The organism is Streptomyces sp. NPDC001668 (genome assembly GCF_042893155.1).
Taxonomy (GTDB): Bacteria; Actinomycetota; Actinomycetes; order Streptomycetales; family Streptomycetaceae; genus Streptomyces.
In genome coordinates, this window is the sequence record NZ_JBIAUQ010000015.1 from 227,233 (window position 1) to 244,291 (window position 17,059).

13 protein-coding genes are annotated in these 17,059 nt (G+C 71.1%); 5 read left to right on the forward strand and 8 right to left on the reverse strand.

The features are described 5' to 3' along the window. Window positions 1-110: 110 nt before the first annotated feature. Complete coding sequence (locus tag ACFYZ8_RS35645) at window positions 111-4,673, forward strand: PAS domain-containing protein (protein ID WP_388540685.1); 4,563 nt, start codon at window positions 111-113, stop codon at window positions 4,671-4,673. A 103-nt stretch (window positions 4,674-4,776) separates the two neighbouring features. On the opposite strand, the gene ACFYZ8_RS35650 is transcribed toward ACFYZ8_RS35645, so the two are convergent. Next, the gene (locus ACFYZ8_RS35650) at window positions 4,777-5,361 is read right to left on the reverse strand and encodes a TetR family transcriptional regulator (RefSeq protein ID WP_388540683.1); all 585 of its coding nucleotides are present in this window, start codon (window positions 5,359-5,361) and stop codon (window positions 4,777-4,779) included. A gap of 141 nt (window positions 5,362-5,502) precedes the next feature. Here ACFYZ8_RS35650 and ACFYZ8_RS35655 point away from each other — a divergent pair, with 141 nt between their 5' ends. After that, window positions 5,503-6,702 carry an MFS transporter gene (locus ACFYZ8_RS35655; protein ID WP_388540680.1) on the forward strand — a complete coding sequence of 400 codons (1,200 nt, stop codon included), beginning with the start codon at window positions 5,503-5,505 and terminating at the stop codon, window positions 6,700-6,702. A 442-nt stretch (window positions 6,703-7,144) separates the two neighbouring features. On the opposite strand, the gene ACFYZ8_RS35660 is transcribed toward ACFYZ8_RS35655, so the two are convergent. From ACFYZ8_RS35660 to ACFYZ8_RS35685, 6 genes are all read right to left on the reverse strand, one after another. Then, window positions 7,145-8,791 (reverse strand): long-chain fatty acid--CoA ligase, encoded by a 1,647-nt coding sequence (locus tag ACFYZ8_RS35660; RefSeq protein ID WP_388540744.1) that lies wholly within the window; start codon window positions 8,789-8,791, stop codon window positions 7,145-7,147. Window positions 8,792-8,946: 155 nt separating this feature from the next. Further along, window positions 8,947-9,504 (reverse strand): SigE family RNA polymerase sigma factor, encoded by a 558-nt coding sequence (locus ACFYZ8_RS35665; protein WP_359033953.1) that lies wholly within the window; start codon window positions 9,502-9,504, stop codon window positions 8,947-8,949. 145 nt (window positions 9,505-9,649) lie between these two features. Further along, a complete protein-coding gene (locus ACFYZ8_RS35670) occupies window positions 9,650-10,816 on the reverse strand; it encodes a lipid-transfer protein (RefSeq protein WP_388540677.1) in 1,167 nt (388 codons plus the stop codon). Further along, window positions 10,813-11,202 carry a MaoC family dehydratase gene (locus ACFYZ8_RS35675; RefSeq protein WP_359033949.1) on the reverse strand — a complete coding sequence of 130 codons (390 nt, stop codon included), beginning with the start codon at window positions 11,200-11,202 and terminating at the stop codon, window positions 10,813-10,815. Before ACFYZ8_RS35675 ends, ACFYZ8_RS35670 begins: the two co-directional genes overlap by 4 nt. After that, complete coding sequence (locus ACFYZ8_RS35680) at window positions 11,199-12,221, reverse strand: bifunctional MaoC family dehydratase N-terminal/OB-fold nucleic acid binding domain-containing protein (protein WP_388540674.1); 1,023 nt, start codon at window positions 12,219-12,221, stop codon at window positions 11,199-11,201. Before ACFYZ8_RS35680 ends, ACFYZ8_RS35675 begins: the two co-directional genes overlap by 4 nt. A 175-nt stretch (window positions 12,222-12,396) precedes the next feature. Then, window positions 12,397-12,711: a hypothetical protein gene (locus ACFYZ8_RS35685; RefSeq protein WP_359033947.1), complete on the reverse strand. Its 315-nt coding sequence runs from the start codon at window positions 12,709-12,711 to the stop codon at window positions 12,397-12,399. Window positions 12,712-13,073: 362 nt separating this feature from the next. On the opposite strand from ACFYZ8_RS35685, the gene ACFYZ8_RS35690 reads away from it, so the two are divergent. Both ACFYZ8_RS35690 and ACFYZ8_RS35695 read left to right on the forward strand, forming a co-directional pair. Then, window positions 13,074-13,946 carry a bifunctional DNA primase/polymerase gene (locus ACFYZ8_RS35690; protein ID WP_388540671.1) on the forward strand — a complete coding sequence of 291 codons (873 nt, stop codon included), beginning with the start codon at window positions 13,074-13,076 and terminating at the stop codon, window positions 13,944-13,946. A 43-nt stretch (window positions 13,947-13,989) separates the two neighbouring features. Continuing rightward, entirely contained in the window at window positions 13,990-14,421 is a 432-nt protein-coding gene (locus ACFYZ8_RS35695) for a hypothetical protein (protein WP_388540743.1), read from the forward strand. A 366-nt stretch (window positions 14,422-14,787) separates the two neighbouring features. Here ACFYZ8_RS35695 and ACFYZ8_RS35700 read toward each other — a convergent pair whose 3' ends face one another. After that, a complete protein-coding gene (locus ACFYZ8_RS35700; protein WP_388540668.1) occupies window positions 14,788-15,261 on the reverse strand; it encodes a hypothetical protein in 474 nt (157 codons plus the stop codon). A gap of 1,514 nt (window positions 15,262-16,775) precedes the next feature. On the opposite strand from ACFYZ8_RS35700, the gene ACFYZ8_RS35705 reads away from it, so the two are divergent. Next, on the forward strand, window positions 16,776-16,949 hold the full coding sequence (locus ACFYZ8_RS35705; protein WP_388540666.1) for a hypothetical protein: 174 nt from the start codon (window positions 16,776-16,778) through the stop codon (window positions 16,947-16,949). The last annotated feature ends 110 nt before the right edge of the window (window positions 16,950-17,059 follow it).

The window sequence follows — 17,059 nt, forward strand, 5'->3', positions numbered from 1 at the left end:
CACCCCCGCCCAACCGCTGCGCTTAGACTCCCTCGCGTGACACGTCGCGGGCCCCTTGGCAAGATGGCCCGAACGGTCGGCAAGGTGCGGTAACAGGGAGGAAGCGTCTCGTGAGCAGCAGGCCATCCCGAGGCGCTGCTCGCCTCGCAGCCATACTCGACGCGCTTCCCGACGCGTTGGTGCTGGTCAACGCCAATGGGACCGTCGTCAACGCCAACACGATCGCGCTGGAGGCGTTCGAGGCGCCGGGGACGGCTCTGGTGGGGCGGGGGCTGCTCGATCTGCTGCCGCAGTTCGACTCGCGGCTCATCCCGGGCTCCATGCGGCGCCCCGACCACATGGACCCGCGCGGGCGCACCAAGCCGACCCGCATGGTGGCGCGCAGGACCGACGGCAGCGAGTTCCCCGTCGAGGTCACCAGCGCCAACCTGGAGAACGGCCAGCAGGCCTACGACGGTTACGGCTACAGCGGCGACGAGCTGCTCATGCTCGTCGTACGGGACCTGACCGGGACCGTCGACACCGAGGCCGAACTGGCCCGTTCGCAGCGGCAGACCGAGATGATCCTGCGGGCCGCGTCCGAGGGTGTCGTGGGCACCGACACCGACGGACGGATCGTGCTCGTCAATCCGGCCGCCGCCCAGATACTGGGTTACCGGGCCAGCGACCTCGGCGGCCGCGAGCTCCACGACCTCATCCTGCACTCCCGCGCCGACGGCACCCCGTTCGCGTACGAGGAGTCCCCGCTCGCCGACACCCTGCGCTCCGGGCGCAAGCACCGGGTGCGCGGCCAGGTGCTGTGGTCCAAGAAGGGGGAGAAGGTCCCGGTCGACCTGACGACCGCGCCGGTGCGCGACGGCGACCAGCTCGTCGGCGCCGTGCTCACCTTCACCGACCGGCGGCCCTACGACGCCCTCGCCGACGAGAAGTCCGCCGCCGAGAAGGCCCACGCGGAGGAACTGGAGCGGCTCGAGGAGGAGCACGCCTCCGAGCTCACCGCGCTGCGCCAGAAGCACATCAGCGAGCTGGAGGACCTCCAGGAGCGGCACGACGAGGAGATCGCCGCCGGCGAGGAGCGGTACGCCGCCCTCGGCGAGCGCGAGAAGGACCGCTACGAGGCCCTCGCCGGCCGGCACGATCAGCTGCTGACGCTGCTCGGGCGCTCCCTGCGCGGTCCCCTCGACGAACTGCGCCGCGAACTGTCCGCGCTCGCCGCCGACGACGCCGGACAGCTGTGGCCCGAGGCCAACCAGGTCCTGCACCACCTCTCGGCCGGCTACTCCCGCATCACCAACCTCATCGACAACGTCCTCGGCTACCAGCGCCTCGACGCCGGCACCGACGACATCGTCCGTACGAACGTCATGCTCGACGCGGTCGTCGCCGCCGGTGTGGACGGCGCGGTCGAGCTCATCGGGCCCGGGCGCGTCCAGTTCGCCGTACACGCGCCGCCCATCGAGGCCGAGGTCGACGCCCAGCGCCTCGCGACCGCGCTCGCGCATCTCATCGCGGACGTGGCCGGGGTCGACGCGACCGGGAACTCTCCCGTGTCCGCGGGCGGTTACATGGACAACACGGTCGTGGTGGCGGCCGCGCTGCGGGGCGAGAGTGTGCGGATCGAGGTGCGCGGGCCGTACGCCGGGGGAGACCCGGTGCACGAACCGATCGTGCGCGGGATCGTGCGCGCCCACGGCGGGGTGCTCCAGACGCACGAGGTGCCGGGCATGAGCGGCAGCGCGTACGTCCTCGAAGTACCCATCGGGGGTGGGGCGGGCGCCGTCGCGGTTCCCGGACCGGCCGCGCTGGAGGCCGCCCCCGTGGCGAGCGCACCCGCGGAGAGCGCGCCCGCGGACGGCGCCCCCGTGGAAGCCGCTCCTGCCGATGGCGGTGGGCGGCGGCGGGCCCGGCGGTCCTCCACCGACTCCTTCCTCGACGCCGACGTCCCGGCCGGGACCGACGAGTCCGTGCCGCCCACCGGGCGGCGCAGGCGGCGCGCGGTGGCCGAGCAGGAACAGCCCGTGTCCGTACCGGCGCAGGCCTCCGGCGAGGACGCGGACGGTTCCGGCGGTACGGGCCGGCGCCGTGGACGGCCCGCCGAAGGTGCCGAGGCCGCCGAGGGCGGGGTGTCCGAGGGTGCCGTGGTGATGGCCGGTGAGCACGGCGCCGGGTCCGCGGCCGTGAACACCGGTCTCGGCGGGACCGTACCGCCGCAGGGCGTTCCCGTACCGGCCGGGCACCGGGCCCGGCACGACGGCTCCGAACAGCACGCGCTGCCTGCGGCGTTGCCCGCGGGCGGCTCCGCCGAACAGGGTCTGGCGCAGGGGCAGCTCCAGATCGCCGGGCAGGCGTCGTCGGGTGACGGGTCGCCTCAGCAGGACGGGCGCCGGCGCCGCGCTCTCGCCGCCGCGTCGGAGCGTGCGGCGGCGCAGGAGGCGGCACCCCGCTCGGTGTTCGCCCTCCCGCCCGCGGACGCGGACCGGCCGGACGCGGACGGCACGGACCCGGCGGGTCCGGCACCAGCGCAGGCCCAGCCCCAGGGGCAGGTACAGCTTCAGGGGCAGGCGCCGGGGCAGATCCCGGGTCAGGCTCAGGGGCAGATCCCCGGCCAGGCTCAGGGGCAGATCCCGGGGCAGATCCCGGGGCAGATCCCGGGTCAGGCTCAGGCACAGGTCCCCGGCCAGGTCGCAGGCGGCCAAGGCCAGATGCCGGGCCAGGGACAGCTCCCCGGGCAGATGCCGGTGCCCGGTCAAGGACCGCTGCCGGGCCAGGTTCAGCAGCAGCTCCCGGCGCAGGTGCAGATGCCCGGGCAGGGACAGGTGCCGGGGCAGATCCAGGCGCCGGGCCTGGCACAGGTCCCCGGCGACGCACAGGTCCCGGGCCAGATGCAGGCGGCCCCCGGTCAGGTCCCGGCTCCCGTTCCGGCGGCCGCTCCCGCACCCGCCGCCGCCCCCGTCCCCGTTCCCGTTCCCGTTCCCGCCAACGGCCTCGTCCAGGTCCCGGCCGACGGTCATGGTGACGACGGTCGGCACGACGCCGTGCCGCACGACCAGGCCGACGACCACACCCCGCCGCAGCCGCACCCGACCAACGCGCCGACGGGCCGCCGTCGACGGGCCGTGGCCCAGCCCGCGGAGGCGACGGCCGGTACGACCGCGCAGGCCGGAGCCGCCCAGTTCCCGGGTGTCGCCGTGCAGAACGCGACCGGACAGGCCGGCCTGATCCCGCAGACCGCACCCGCCCCGGCCTCGCCTCTCCAGGCGGCCCCGGCCCAGCCCCTGCCCGCCGAGGCACCCCAGCCACAGCCCCAGCCGACGGCGCCGGCACAGGCGCAGGCCGCCCCCGTACCGGCGAACGGTGCCGCCACCGCCGTACCCCCGAACCAGCCCGCGCCCCAGCCCGCGCCCCAGCCCGTGCAGGTCCCCGGAGCCGGTCAGCCCACTCCGCAGCCCGGTGCGTCCTTGCCTGCGCAGCCGTTGCCCGCCGAAGCCGCGGTGGCGCCATCCGCGCCCGCCGCGCCCGTCGACCCGAATTCGACGCAGGGCCGGGCGTTCAGTGTGCGGACCCTCGGGCAGGGAGTTCCCTTCACCCGGCAGGCGGCTCAGGTGCAGCAGCCGGGGACTGCCACGCCTCCGCCGCCGTCCGGTGGTTCGGGGCGGCGGCGCAAGCTCGGCACCCGGCCCGACCCCGCTGCCGCCGCGGCCCCGGAGCAGGGGGCGCGGCCGCATCCGGCCGCCGCCGAGCAGGCCGTACCGGCGCAGGCCACGCAGCCGCAGCCGCAGCCGTCGTTGGCCGGGCAGTCGCGGCTCGCGCACGCCACCGAGGCGGCCGGGCGGTCGTACGCCATAGGGGCGCCGGACGAGAACGCCGCCGAGGGGCCCGAGCCGCTGGACGGTCCCGGTGGGGCCGTCGAGATCCCGGACACCCCGCGGCCGCAGCCGATGGACGACGAGCTGCCCCCGGAGCCGCTGGACAACCCGCGGCGGCTGCTGGTGTGGCCCGCGCCGGACGTGACGACCCAGCAGGCGCTCAGCGACCGCGGGTACCGGCCGGTCATCGTGCAGTCGCGCGAGGAGGTCGACGCGCAGATCGCGGCGTTCCCCGCCGCGCTGTTCGTGGACCCGCTGACCGGCCCGATCACGCGGACCGCGCTCCAGTCGCTCAGGCAGGCGGCAGTGGCGTCCGAGGTGCCGATCATGGTGACGGCCGGGCTCGGGCAGGCCTCGCGGGAGGCGGCGTACGGCGCCGATCCCGCCGTACTGCTGAAGGCGCTGGCGCCGCGGGACAGCGAGCAGCATCCGCCGCGCGTGCTGCTGATCGAGGAGCACGCGGAGATCGCGCTGGCGCTGACCGCGACGTTGGAGCGGCGCGGGATGCAGGTCGCGCGGGCGGCGAGTGACGCGGACGCGGTGACGCTGGCCGGGCAGCTCAGGCCGAACCTGGTGGTGATGGACCTCATGCAGGTGCATCGGCGCAGGAGCGGGATCGTGGACTGGCTGCGGGCGAACGGGCAGCTGAACCGGACGCCGTTGGTCGTCTACACGGCCGCTGTGGATCAGGCGGATCTGCCGCGGCTGGCGTCCGGGGAGACGGTCCTGTTCCTCGCCGAGCGGTCGACGAGCCCGGAGGTCCAGTCGCGGATCGTGGACCTGCTGGCCAGGATCGGCACGAACTGAGCCACGGGCGCGGTGGCCCCCGGGGTTCGTCGCGGCTGATCGTGGCTGGTCGCGGCTGATCGTGGCTGGTCGCGGCTGATCGGGCCCTGAGGACGCGGTCCGTCTACTTGGCCACGAGCCTACGTGCCGCTTCCCGCACCGACGCCCGTAGGCGGTCGCGGTCCGTGGGCTCCCCGCCCACCAGGATCCGCCTCATCTGCGGGACCACCGCGGCCCAGTTGGCCACCGCGATCAGCAGGAACAGCAGGTCGCGGGGTGGGATGGCGTCGGTGACGACACCTCTCGCCTGGCCGTCCTCCAGGGTCGCGACCTTGTGGCGGTAGTGCTCCTGGCGTTCGGCCTCGTCGGGGAGTTCGGCGGTCGCGCCGTACTCCAGGCCCTCCCAGAAGAGCAGGCGCAGCACCTCGGGGTGGGCCTCGTGGTAGTCCATGAGGCGGTCGATCCAGCCCTCGATGTCATCCGGGTCCACCGGGACGGCGACCGCCAGATCGAGCATGACCTTGCCCAGGACCTTCGTGAACAGCTCCGCCTTGTTGCCGAAGTAGGCGTAGATCAGCTGCTTGTTGGCCTTGGCCTCGGTCGCGATGCGGTCGATGCGGGCGCCCGCGATGCCGTGGCGGGCGAATTCGGCCACCGCCGCCTCGAAGATCCGGGCCCGGGTGGCCTCGGGGTCCCTTGCTGCTGCCATGGGGCCAGGGTAGGGGCAGCGAGAGAAGTAACCAACTATTTGGTTGACAGGGAATCGGCGGGGCTCCCACACTGTTGTCCCGGTGTTCCAACCAACCAGTTAGTTGCTAGACCTGACTCGAACTCGAAGGAGTCCTCGGTCATGCCGACATCCGCCGCCACCGTCACCCCGGGACGGTCCACCCAGGCCCCCGCCGGGCGCGCGGGCTCGCTCCTCCTCGTCCTCATCGCCGTCTGCACAGCCGTCACGGCCGCCAACGTCTACCTCGCGGCCCCGCTGCTCCCCCTCATCGCCCGCGACTACGGCTCCACCCCCTCCGCGGTGGCCTGGGTCGCCTCGGTCGCGCAGTTCGGCTACGCCTTCGGACTGCTCGTCTTCGCCCCGCTCGGCGACAGCGTGAACCGGCGCCGCCTGGTCGCCGCCCTCTCCGTCGTCACCACCGCGGCCCTGACCGCCGGCGCGCTCGCCACCGGCACCACCGCCCTCGCGGCCGCCGTCCTGGTCGCCTCCGCGGCCACCGTCGTCCCCCAGCTGCTGGTCCCGCTGGTCGCCCGGCGCGCCCCCGCCGACCGCCGGGCCCGCCATGTCGCGGCCGTCATCGCGGGCCTGTTCACCGGGATCGTCGCGGCCCGGGTGCTCGGCGGGCTGATCGGACAGGCCTTCGGCTGGCGGGTGGTGTTCATGGGCGCGGCCGCCCTGACGGCGGTGCTCGGACTCGCGACCGCGTACGCCCTGCCGGCCGAACGAACCCGCCGCTCCGGCCCGCTGTTCTCGGGCCTGACCACCCTGCCGTCCGTCGTCCGCCGCTCGCCCGACCTGTGGCGCGCGTGCGTGCGCCAGGCGGGGATGTACGGCGCCTGGAGCGCGCTGTGGACCTCGCTGGCCCTCCTGCTGACCGGCCCGACCTACGGCCTGTCGACCGCGACCGCCGGGCTGTTCGGCCTCTTCGGGCTGGCCGCGAGCGTGGTGGCACCGCTGGCCGGCGGCTTCGTGGACCGCTTCGGCGCCGCGACGGTCGTACGGTCGGCGTATCTGCTCGCCGCCCTGTCCGTGCCGTTGTTCTGGCTCGGCGGACACGTCATGTGGGCGCTGTTCGTCGCGGCGATCGCCGTCCACGCGGCCCTGGTCGCCTCCCACGTCGCCAACCAGACCCTCGCCCTGACGACGACCTCGACCCCGGCCACCGCCAACACGGCGTACGTCGTCGCCGGTTTCGCGGGCGGCGCGACCGCCTCCGCGCTCGCCGGGTCGGCCTTCGGATGGTGGGGCTGGGGCGGGGTGTGCGCGGTGGCGGGGGTGTGGCTGGGGCTGGGGTGGCTCACGACTTCGGTACGGCGGTGAGGGCGCCCGTCGGACTTCGGGACTCCGGACTTCGGACTTCGGTGAGGCCCGTGCCGTACGGCAGCCGGGGCGCCCGTCCGACCTCGGGTGACGCCCATGCCGTACGGCGATCGGGGCGCCCGTCCGACCTCGGGTGACGCCCGTGCCGTACGGCGATCGGGGTGCCCTACCGACCTCAGGTGACGCCCGTCCCGTACGGCGGCCGGGGCGCCCGTCCGACCTCGGGTGACGCCCGTGCCGTACGGCGGTCAGGGTGCCCGTCCGACCTCGGGTGACGCCCCGTCCCGTACGGCGGCCGGGGCGCCCGTCCGACCTCGGGTGACGCCCATCCCGTACGGCAGTCGAGGGCGCCCTACCGACCTCGACGGCGCCCGTGCCGTAGGGCAGTCGGGGCGCCCGGTCCTTGTCCGGTGCGGTCCGGCCGCCGGGCCCCTCGGCCGTGTCAGAGCTGGGTGACGTCCAGCTCGCCCTGCGCGTAGCGCTTGCGGAGCACCTTCTTGTCGAACTTGCCGACGCTCGTCTTCGGGACCGCCTCGATGATCGACCAGCGCTCAGGGAGCTGCCACTTGGCGATTTTGCAGACGTCGCTCGCGAGGAAGGCGCGCAGGGACTCGAAGTCGGCGGTGGAGCCCTCCTTGAGGACGACCGTGGCGAGGGGGCGCTCGCCCCACTTGTCGTCGGGGACGGCGACGACGGCGGCCTCGGTGACGTCCGGGTGGGACATCAGCGCGTTCTCCAGCTCGACCGAGGAGATCCACTCGCCGCCGGACTTGATGACGTCCTTGGCCCGGTCGGTCAGGGTGAGGAAGCCGTCGGCGGAGATCGTGCCGACGTCACCCGTCTTGAGCCAGCCGTCCTCGCTGAACTTGTCGGCGGGGCGCAGGGGTTCGGCGTCCGGGCCGTTGTAGTAGGCGCCGGCGATCCAGGGGCCGCGGACCTCCAGCTCGCCCGCGGACTCGCCGTCCCAGGGCAGGCGCTCGCCGCCGGGGCCGGTGAGGCGGGCCTCGACGCCGCTCGGGAAACGGCCCTGGGTGAGGCGGTACGCGAACTCCTCGGGCGTGCCGACCACATGGGCCGGCGGACGCGCGACGGTGCCGAGCGGGGAGGTCTCCGTCATGCCCCAGGCGTGGCAGACCCGCATGCCCAGCTTGTCGAAGGCCTCCATCAGGGAGGGCGGACAGGCCGAGCCGCCGATGGTGACCTGGGTGAGGGAGGAGACGTCGCGGGGCTTGGCGGTGAGCTCGCCGAGCAGGCCCTGCCAGATGGTGGGGACCGCGGCCGCGTGGGTCGGCCGTTCGCGCTCGATCATCTCGGCGAGGGGCGCGGGTTGCAGGAAGCGGTCCGGCATCAGCATGTTGACGCCGGTCATGAAGGTGGCGTGCGGCAGGCCCCAGGCGTTGACGTGGAACTGCGGGACGACGACCAGCGAGGTGTCCTGGTCGGTCAGGCCCATCGACTGGGCCATGTTGACCTGCATGGAGTGCAGATAGATCGAACGGTGGCTGTAGATCACGCCCTTGGGGTCGCCCGTGGTGCCGGAGGTGTAGCACATGGAGGCGGCCCGGCGCTCGTCCAGCTCGGGCCAGTCGTAGGTGGTGGGCTTGCCGGCGATCAGGTCCTCGTACTCGTGCACGCGCGCGTGGGTGCCGTCGAGGAGGGTGCGGTCGCCGGGCCCTGAGACCACCACGTGCTCGACCGTCTTGAGGTGCGGGAGCAGCGGGGCGAGCAGGGGCAGCAGCGAGCCGTTGGCGATGACGACCCGGTCGGCGGCGTGGCCCACGATGAAGGTCAGCTGGTCGGCCGGGAGGCGCAGGTTGAGGGTGTGCAGCACCGCGCCCATGGAGGGGATCGCGAAGTAGGCCTCGACATGCTCGGCGTTGTTCCACATGAGGGTCGCCACCCGCTCGTCCTCGACGACCCCGAGGTCCTCGCGCAGGGCGTGCGCCAGCTGGGCGGCGCGGGCGCCGACCTCGGCGAAGGAGCGGCGGTGCGGCTCCGGCTCGCCGGTCCAGGTGGTCACCTGGGAGGTGCCGTGGACCGACGACCCGTGGGTCAGGATCCTGGAGATCAGCAGCGGTACGTCCTGCATCGTGCTCAGCACGGCGTCCTCCCGGTGGCGACATTGCCTGCGCGGTCGTAAGGGTCGCGCCGATTCTGCGCACATACCGCGCGGTATGTCACTAGAGCCGGGCGATCGATCACGTCACGATGCCCTCACAACGGCCGGCCGTCGCGAACGGTTCCCTACCGGGCGAGCACCAGCTCGGGGTCCTCGCGGAGTTTGCCCAGGGCCCGGGAGACCGCCGACTTGACGGTCCCGACGGAGACTCCGAGCACCTCCGCCGTCTGCACCTCGCTGAGATCCTCGTAGTACCTGAGGACGACCATCGCCCGCTGCCGCGCCGGCAGCTTCATGATCGCCCGCCACATCGCGTCGTGCAGCGCCTGCTGCTCGGCGGAGTCGTCGCCGCCGGGCACGGGGTCGGGCTCCGGGATCTCGTCGGTCGCGAACTCGTCGACCTTGCGCTTGCGCCACTGCGAGGTGCGCGTGTTCAGCAGGGCGCGGCGCACATAGCCGTCGAGGGCCCGGTGGTCCTCGATGCGCTCCCAGGCGACGTAGGTCTTGGTCAGGGCGGTCTGCAGCAGGTCCTCCGCGTCGCTCGGGTTCGCGGTCAGCGACCGGGCGGTACGCAGCAGCACCGGCTGGCGTGCCTTCACGTACGAGGCGAACGAGGGGTACGCGAGGGTCTGCGTCGCCGGTACGGCGGCCTTCGAAGCGCTGGTGCAGACGGGTGTGGTCATGACTCCACGCTAGGTTCGCGTCCGCCCCCGCTCATCGGCCACAGGTCCCGAAGACGACTCCGCCTCAGGTTGTAGAAGGGGGGCTGACTGCACCTCCTGAAGGTGGACGAGAGGGGCCCGCCTACTGCGGGATCACCCCTGGGGGCTACGCGTCCGCGGTGAGCACCAGCCCGGACGTGGGCACCCCCGTCCCAGCCGTCACCAGGGCGCGCCCCGCCTGCGGAACCTGGTTCACGGCCGTCCCCCGCAGTTGTCGTACGGCTTCCGCGATGCCGTTCATGCCATGGAGGTACGCCTCGCCCAGCTGGCCGCCGTGGGTGTTGAGCGGGAGCCGGGCCTCGCGCACGAAGTCCGCCGCCTCCCCCTTGCCGCAGAAGCCGAACTCCTCCAGCTGCATCAGCACGAACGGGGTGAAGTGGTCGTACAGGATCGCCACGTCGACGTCCTGGGGGCCCAGGCCCGAGGTGCGCCAGAGCTGGCGGGCGACGACGTCCATCTCGGGCAGGCCGGTGAGGTCGTCGCGGTAGAAGCTGGTCATCTGCTCCTGGGCGCGCCCCGCGCCCTGGGCGGCGGCCGCGACGACGGCGGGCCGGTGGGGAAGCCCACGCGCGCGTGCGAGCGAGGTGACGACGATCGCCTGGCCGCCGTCGGTCTCCTGGCAGCAGTCCAGGAGCCGGAGCGGTTCGACGATCCAGCGGGAGGCCGCGTGGTCGGCGAGGGTGATGGGGCGGCCGTGGAAATAGGCGGCCGGATTGGTGGCCGCGTACGCGCGGTCGGTCACCGCCACCTGCCCGAAGGCCTCCGGGGTGAGGCCGTAGGTGTGCAGATAGCGCTGGGCCGCCATCGCCACCCAGGAGGCGGGGGTGAGCAGGCCGAAGGGGAGCGACCAGCCGAGGGCGGTTCCCTCGGCGGAGGGTTCGCGGTGCTGGACGCCGGAGCCGAAGCGGCGGCCGGAGCGTTCGTTGAAGGCGCGGTAGCAGACCACGACCTCGGCCACGCCCGCCGCGATCGCGAGCGCCGCCTGCTGGACGGTCGCGCAGGCGGCGCCGCCGCCGTAGTGGACGCGGGAGAAGAAGGACAGCTCACCGATCCCGCAGGCCTGGGCGACGGTGATCTCCGGGCTGGTGTCCATGGTGAAGGTGACCATGCCGTCCACGTCGGCCGCCGTCAGCCCCGCGTCGTCCAGGGCCGCGCGGACCGCTTCGGCGGCCAGGCGCAGTTCGCTGCGGCCGGAGTCCTTGGAGAACTCGGTGGCCCCGATGCCGACGATCGCGGCCCGGCCGCCGAGCCGGTCACGCGCGCGTGTGCTCATTCGGCGTCCCCGAGGGAGAAGGTGACCGTACCGGTCACGTGGTTGCCGATGCGGTTGGAGCCGACGATCCGGACGGTGGCGGTGGTCCCTTCGACGCTCTCTATGGTTCCGTTCAGCCTCATGGTGTCGCCGGGGTAGTTGGGCGCGCCCAGCCTGATGGCCACCTTCCTCAGTACGGTCCGCGGTCCGAAGTGGTCGGTGATGTAGCGCCCCACCAGGCCGTTCGTGGTGAGGATGTTCATGAAGACGTCCGGGGAGCCCTTCTGGCGGGCCAGTTCCGGGTCGTGGTGCACGTCCTGGTAGTCCCGGGAGGCGATCGCGCCCGCGACGATCAGGGTGCGGGTGATCGGGATCGTGAGGGGAGGCAGCTCGTCGCCCACTCTCATAGGGCTGCCTCCTCGGCGGCGGGCTTCTCGACGGCGAGCTGCTCGGCGGCGAGCTGCTCGGCGGCGAGCTGCTCGGCTGCGCGGAAGACGGGAAGGGTCAGATCGCCGTCGTACGACCGGAAGACGAGCCGCACCGGCATCCCGATCCGCACCTTGTCGTACGGCGTCCCGACCACGTTGCTGATCATCCGCACGCCCTCCGCGAGTTCGACGAGCACGACGGCGTAGGGAGGGTCGAAGGCGGGGAAGGGCGGGTGGTGCATGACGACGTACGAGTAGACGGTGCCCTCGCCGCTCGCCTCGACGGTGTCCCAGTCGGGGCCGCCGCAGTGGGCGCAGCCCGGGAGCCAGGGGAAGCGGAGGGTCGTGCAGGCGGTGCAGCGCTGGACGAGGAGCCGGTGCTGTTCGACGCCCTCCCAGAAGCCCGCGTTGTCGCGGTTGACGACGGGGCGGGGGCGGGGGGTGGTCTTCTTGCGCTGTACGGGCGCGTACTTGAGGATGCGGAAGCGGTGGGTGCCGACGAGGGTCCCGGCCACCAGGACGTCGGTCCTGGTCGTGACGAAGTGGCCGGTGCCGAGCCTGGTGGTCTTGCGGTCGGAGACCGACTCGATGACGGTGTCGAAGGTGATCTCGTCGCCGGGGCGCAGTGGCCGCAGATACTCCTGCTCGCAGTCGGTCGCGACGACCGAGGTGCAGCCCGACTCGTCGAGAAGGGCGAGGAGTTCGTCGTACGCCTGGGCACGGACCGGGTGTCCGGCGAGACCGCCCATCGTCCAGGCCTGGAGCATGGTGGGTGGGGCGATGGCGTCGGGGCCGGTGTAGGCCGGGTTGGTATCGCCGAGGGCCTCGCACCAGTGCCGGATCATGGGCAGGTTGACGGGGTCCTTGCCGGCACCGGCGACGGCTGCGGGGCGCCCTTCGTAGGCCTTGAGACGGGTCGGCAGGTCGTGGGCGGGGGCGTCCGGGTCGTCGGCCGGGGAGTCCGGGTCGTCGGCAGAGGCGTCCGGGTCGTCGGCCATGACGTCAACCTCCCTCTCCGCAAGATTTCCTGACTGTCCGTCAGATGTGCTGCGGTGTCAAGGCCGTCGTCGCGCGCGCGAGAACACGCCTGCGCGGCGGCGCCGAAGCACCGCCGCGCGGACGTGTCGCACCCCATGAAGTCCCCCCGGCCGAGGGCTCGTCAGCCCCCGGGGCTCACCACCACAGTGGGGTGAAGTTGACGGACGTGTTGTTGTTCCCCTGGTTGATGGCCGTGAACGCGGAGCCCTTGACCTGTGCCGTATTGCTCTGGTTCGAGGCCCCGGAGCCGACGGCGTTCTGCTGTGTGGTGGACGAGTTGCCGTTGTTGTCGTGTCCGACACCGCTGCCGACGATGCTCGCGACACCCGCGTTCGATCCGTCGTCCGCGAAGCCGCCGTTGTCCGCCGCCGCGACGCCGGTGAAGAGCGCGGCGGCGAGCGGGAGGGCGGAGACGGCGGCGATGACGCGGGCGGTACGGATGCTTGCCATGGTGTTTCCTCCAGAACCCGGCTTGTTGCCGGTAGTACGTCTGCGGGTTGTACGTCAAGTAACGCTGTTTCCAGGGAAGTTGGCCGACCACCCCGGTGCTGTGCACGACGTCGCGAGACCAGAGTTGCCCACCGAAACCCCGGCGAACCAGAGCGGAAGCGGTTATTCCCCCTGAAGCGTGAGGACAAGTCGATAAACCCCTTTCGCGACTTCAGGTGACAGATCAGGATGACAGGGACCCTTAATCTCCAAGCGGGACAACAGGGGAAGCGTTCCGGCACTTTTCCAGCCAATCCCGCACCCCCGGCGCGTCGAGCCCGCCACCCCTTCCCTTTTTCGAACACGCGTACGAACATAGAGACATGGCCACCACAGACCGGCAGGCCACGACGCTGGCCCTCGCACACGCCCTGTCAGCCGCCGAGCGCGGGCTGGCCGTCATCCCCCTGTCCCGCACCAAGCTCCCGGCCCTGCGCTCCCCCCACCGCGACGACGACTCCCTGGCCACCCGCTGCCACGGCGAGTGCGGCGCGTTCGGCCACGGCGTCTACGACGCCTCGACCGACCCCGTCCGCATCCGCGAGCTCTTCGCGGCGGCCCCCTGGGCCACCGGCTACGGCATCGCCTGCGGCCTGCCGCCCCACCATCTGATCGGCGTCGACCTGGACACCAAGTCGGGCACGGACTCCTCCGCGGCCCTGCGCGAACTGGCCCTGCGCCACCTGTTCACGATCCCCGACACGGTCGTCGTCCTGACCCCGAGCGGCGGCCGCCACCTCTGGCTGACCGGCCCGCCCGACGCCGCCGTCCCCAACTCGGCCGGCCGCCTGGCCCCCGGCATCGACATCAGGGGCGCCGGTGGCTACCTCGTCGGCCCCGGCTCCCGTACCGACCACGGCACCTACACGACCGCCCCGGGCACCGCCCACCTCGCCCCCGCGGCCTGTCCGCCGGCCCTGCTCCGCCTGCTCCTGCCCCCGCCGCGCCCCACCCACCCCGCGACCCACCCCTCGGCCGGCGACCAGGGCCAGGGACTGGTCCAGTTCGTCCTCGCCGCCCACGAGGGCCAGCGCAACACCCGACTCTTCTGGGCCGCCTGCCGCGCCTACGAGAACGGCATCGGCCCCGCGCTGGTCGCCCCCCTGGTGGACGCCGCCCTCAACACCGGGCTCACGGAACGGGAGGCACGGGCGACGATCGCGTCGGCGGCACGGATGACGGGGCGCCGGCCATAGAACAGCACCACCAGCACCATGGGAGCGCCACCAAGTGCCGATCATGACCCTGTCCCGGCTCGTCCTGACCTCCGGCCGCAGGGTCGACCTCGGAGAGCTGCGCCTGACCTCGACGTACGGCGGAATGCTGGACGGATACCCATGCAGACCCGTCAACGAGCTGAGGATCAAAGGCCTGTTGCGCTCCGCCGAACACGACTACCCGACCGCCCCGGTCCACCTGGTACCGCCCCCGCACGAATACCCGGACCACTACCCGGGCGCCTTCGGCCCCGTCGAGATGCTGCCGTCGGTGGCCTGCGTCGGCGTCTTCCGCTCCACGGCCCTGACCCCGTCCCGCGACCCCATCCTCTACGGCAGCCACCTCACGATCATCTGGTTCCAGCCCCACGCGCGCGTGCCCTCGGAATGCGACGCGCAGGAAGGGCTCCGGGAGATCGCCTGGGAGGAACTGGCCAGGGACTACGAGCTCTAGCCCCGGGCTCCGATCAAAAAGGGCGCCCCTCACCGCGGCGACCGTCGCCGCCCCGCGCGCGTCCGCCGAGGAGCATTGCCCGTTGGCCCCACACATGGCCCACCACGAACGAACACCTCACGGTCTGACATCACCAGCTGACATCAACGTTGCCAGACGACAACGGATCGCGGCGACTGGAGCTGAACCGACTGGTGGTCGGCAGACAGCCGACCACCACCAGGGGTGGCCAGCGCTGGATCCTCTTCAGCTTCCGCTTGATCGCTCGGGTCAGGCGAGCGAGATCGGCACCTGTCCGGACCTCGCGAGGCCCTCCGGTCGCATGGGAGCATCCGGCGCAGCCATTCCCCGATCAGGGTGATGAGCCTACGAAGGATCGATAGTACGGAGAACGATCGCATCCTCGGGGGGAGCTGGCCAGACGATCAGAAGATAGTCCTCGACCGGTTCCATGCGCACACCGTCGCGGTGGATCTCGCGTCCTCGGGCGTGGACACGAAGCCTGTACCACGCTGGCCCTGATGGGCTTAGGAACTGCACCGATTGGGTGTCAGGGCCGCGCTCCAGCGACTCGACTTTGAGATCGCCAGCCGGGGCGTGCACGCTGGCCTCAATGACTTCCTCCCAGTCGTCGGTCTCCAGGTCGGGAGGCCCCTCCACCACCCGCGTTTCAACGCTTACGTAACCGGTGTTGATGCCGGTCAAAACAAACGCTCCCCTAGCCATCGGGACGACCAAGCCGTTACCGTTGGAGAAATCGGCCGTCTCAGTATCGATATATCCATTGTCTAGAACACCGAAAAGCCCCTCATTGATGAATACTTGACACCTACTGGACATGGCCCACCTATTCTCCCGTGCATCGTCCTGCGCGTACGATTCTGACCTTACTCGTCAGAGGTGGCGGAGCCATGCGGTTTCAAGACGGCTCCGCCTGAAGTGCGAGCATCGCTTCATCTGCGACGCCCGCACTCGGCGACTTAGCTCAGGCTCCGGTGCCGACTCGGAACGGGTCTCCGTCGAGCATTCGCTCGGCTCTGTAGAATTGAGTGTTAGTTCCTCCCTGATAATGTTGCTCGGGCGCAGGGATCATGCAGATGCTTACGCCGGCCGGCCCCGTGTCAGAGGGTATGTTCGGTAGATCGCATTCGCTAAAGCTACGCCGAGGGGAGCCCCCACCGTTGTACGTGGTGGCAAACGGGTACTCGTCGCAGCTCTTCCCTGAGATGCTGGGTGTTCCCCAGCAGGCGGCCGTGCGATTTCTGGAGACTATGAGGTCGTTTGTTGTCCTCGACAGAGGATCGTCAAAAGTTGCACCGGGCAAACCGGAACCTTGTGCGAGAGTCACATGTCGGACGAGGTTCGGAGCCTTCGCCGCGCTGTAGGTCATGAGAGACGGGAACCAGGGGACGACGCATCCAACATTGCTGCGAGCGGGTGTGGCGTTGTCGCGGCGCCATTACTGAAAGTGACAGTCCACTTCGTTGCACAAGTCCCGATGTCACCGGAATTGGTGGCGGTTGTATCGAAGAACGCCTCACCAACCCGCCAGGAGTTCAGCGGAATTATAGGCTGCGAAGGGAAAGAGGAGCTTTGCACGTTGCACTCACCAGACGCGGTAGCCTGGCCGCTCACGGAAGCTTTCAGCGCCTCACCCCACCCACCATAGGCAGAGACCTCGATCTGATGAGCGATAGTGCCGATCCCTGTGTTGCCGTAGCTGTAGTTACAACGCCGTCAACCCTTTTGTAAGTGGTGTACGTACCGGCGTTCACCTGACATACCTGAGTACGGTTACCCAATCGAGTACCCGTGCTTTGCTCGCACCACTGAGGTGGGTCAACGCTAGCGACAGAACTGCCCGCTTCACTGGCGCGCGTTGACCAATCGCCAGGTGATGCAACCTCAAAGCAGGCGAAGGGGCCATCACTACTGGGCGTGCCACAGTCTTCTGCTCGTGCAGCCGCGAGGGTTGTGTCGGCTACCTCTGTTTCAGGCTTCACCATCGGCTGGTCCGAACCTGGCGTCACCTCCAGTACCAAGGGCAGCGACTCAGAAGCCAGATTCTCGCCAGCAATGGGCGCCTCACTGGTACTCGCGGTATCAGCCTCAGCAGGTACCACGCCACCTGCGAGTACCGCCAGGAAAACCGACACTGCTGCGGCCCATCTCGCTCTCGCTAATCTGGATATTCGGCTACGTCTTGCTCCGGAGATCCGGGAGGCTCTGGATTGGGCCGCCGCTCACTCTTTCAAGGTCTACGAAGCCGCACGACCGGAGCACGTCCGTGCGGCGCTTACGGCCCTCTCCAAGCTGCTGAACGGGAAGCCTGCGGCGGAAAACACCGCAAGCGCATGGTGCTGAGCAACGCCTTCCGGCACGCCGTTGAGGAGCGCGCCCTGCTGCCCCGCCATCCGTTCCTCGCGGTCGACTGGGCTGTCACCAACACCGCGGTGGCCAACCTGGGGCTCGGGGCGAACACCTGGAAGCGTTCTACTACGCAGCCACACGCCCTGGCGAAGCGATAGCTCTGCGAGAGCAGGACTTCGTCCTCCCACCGGAGAGCAAGCCCAATGCATGGGGCGAGATGCTGCTCTCGGAGAGCCATCCGGAGGTAGGCGCGGGATGGACCGACAGC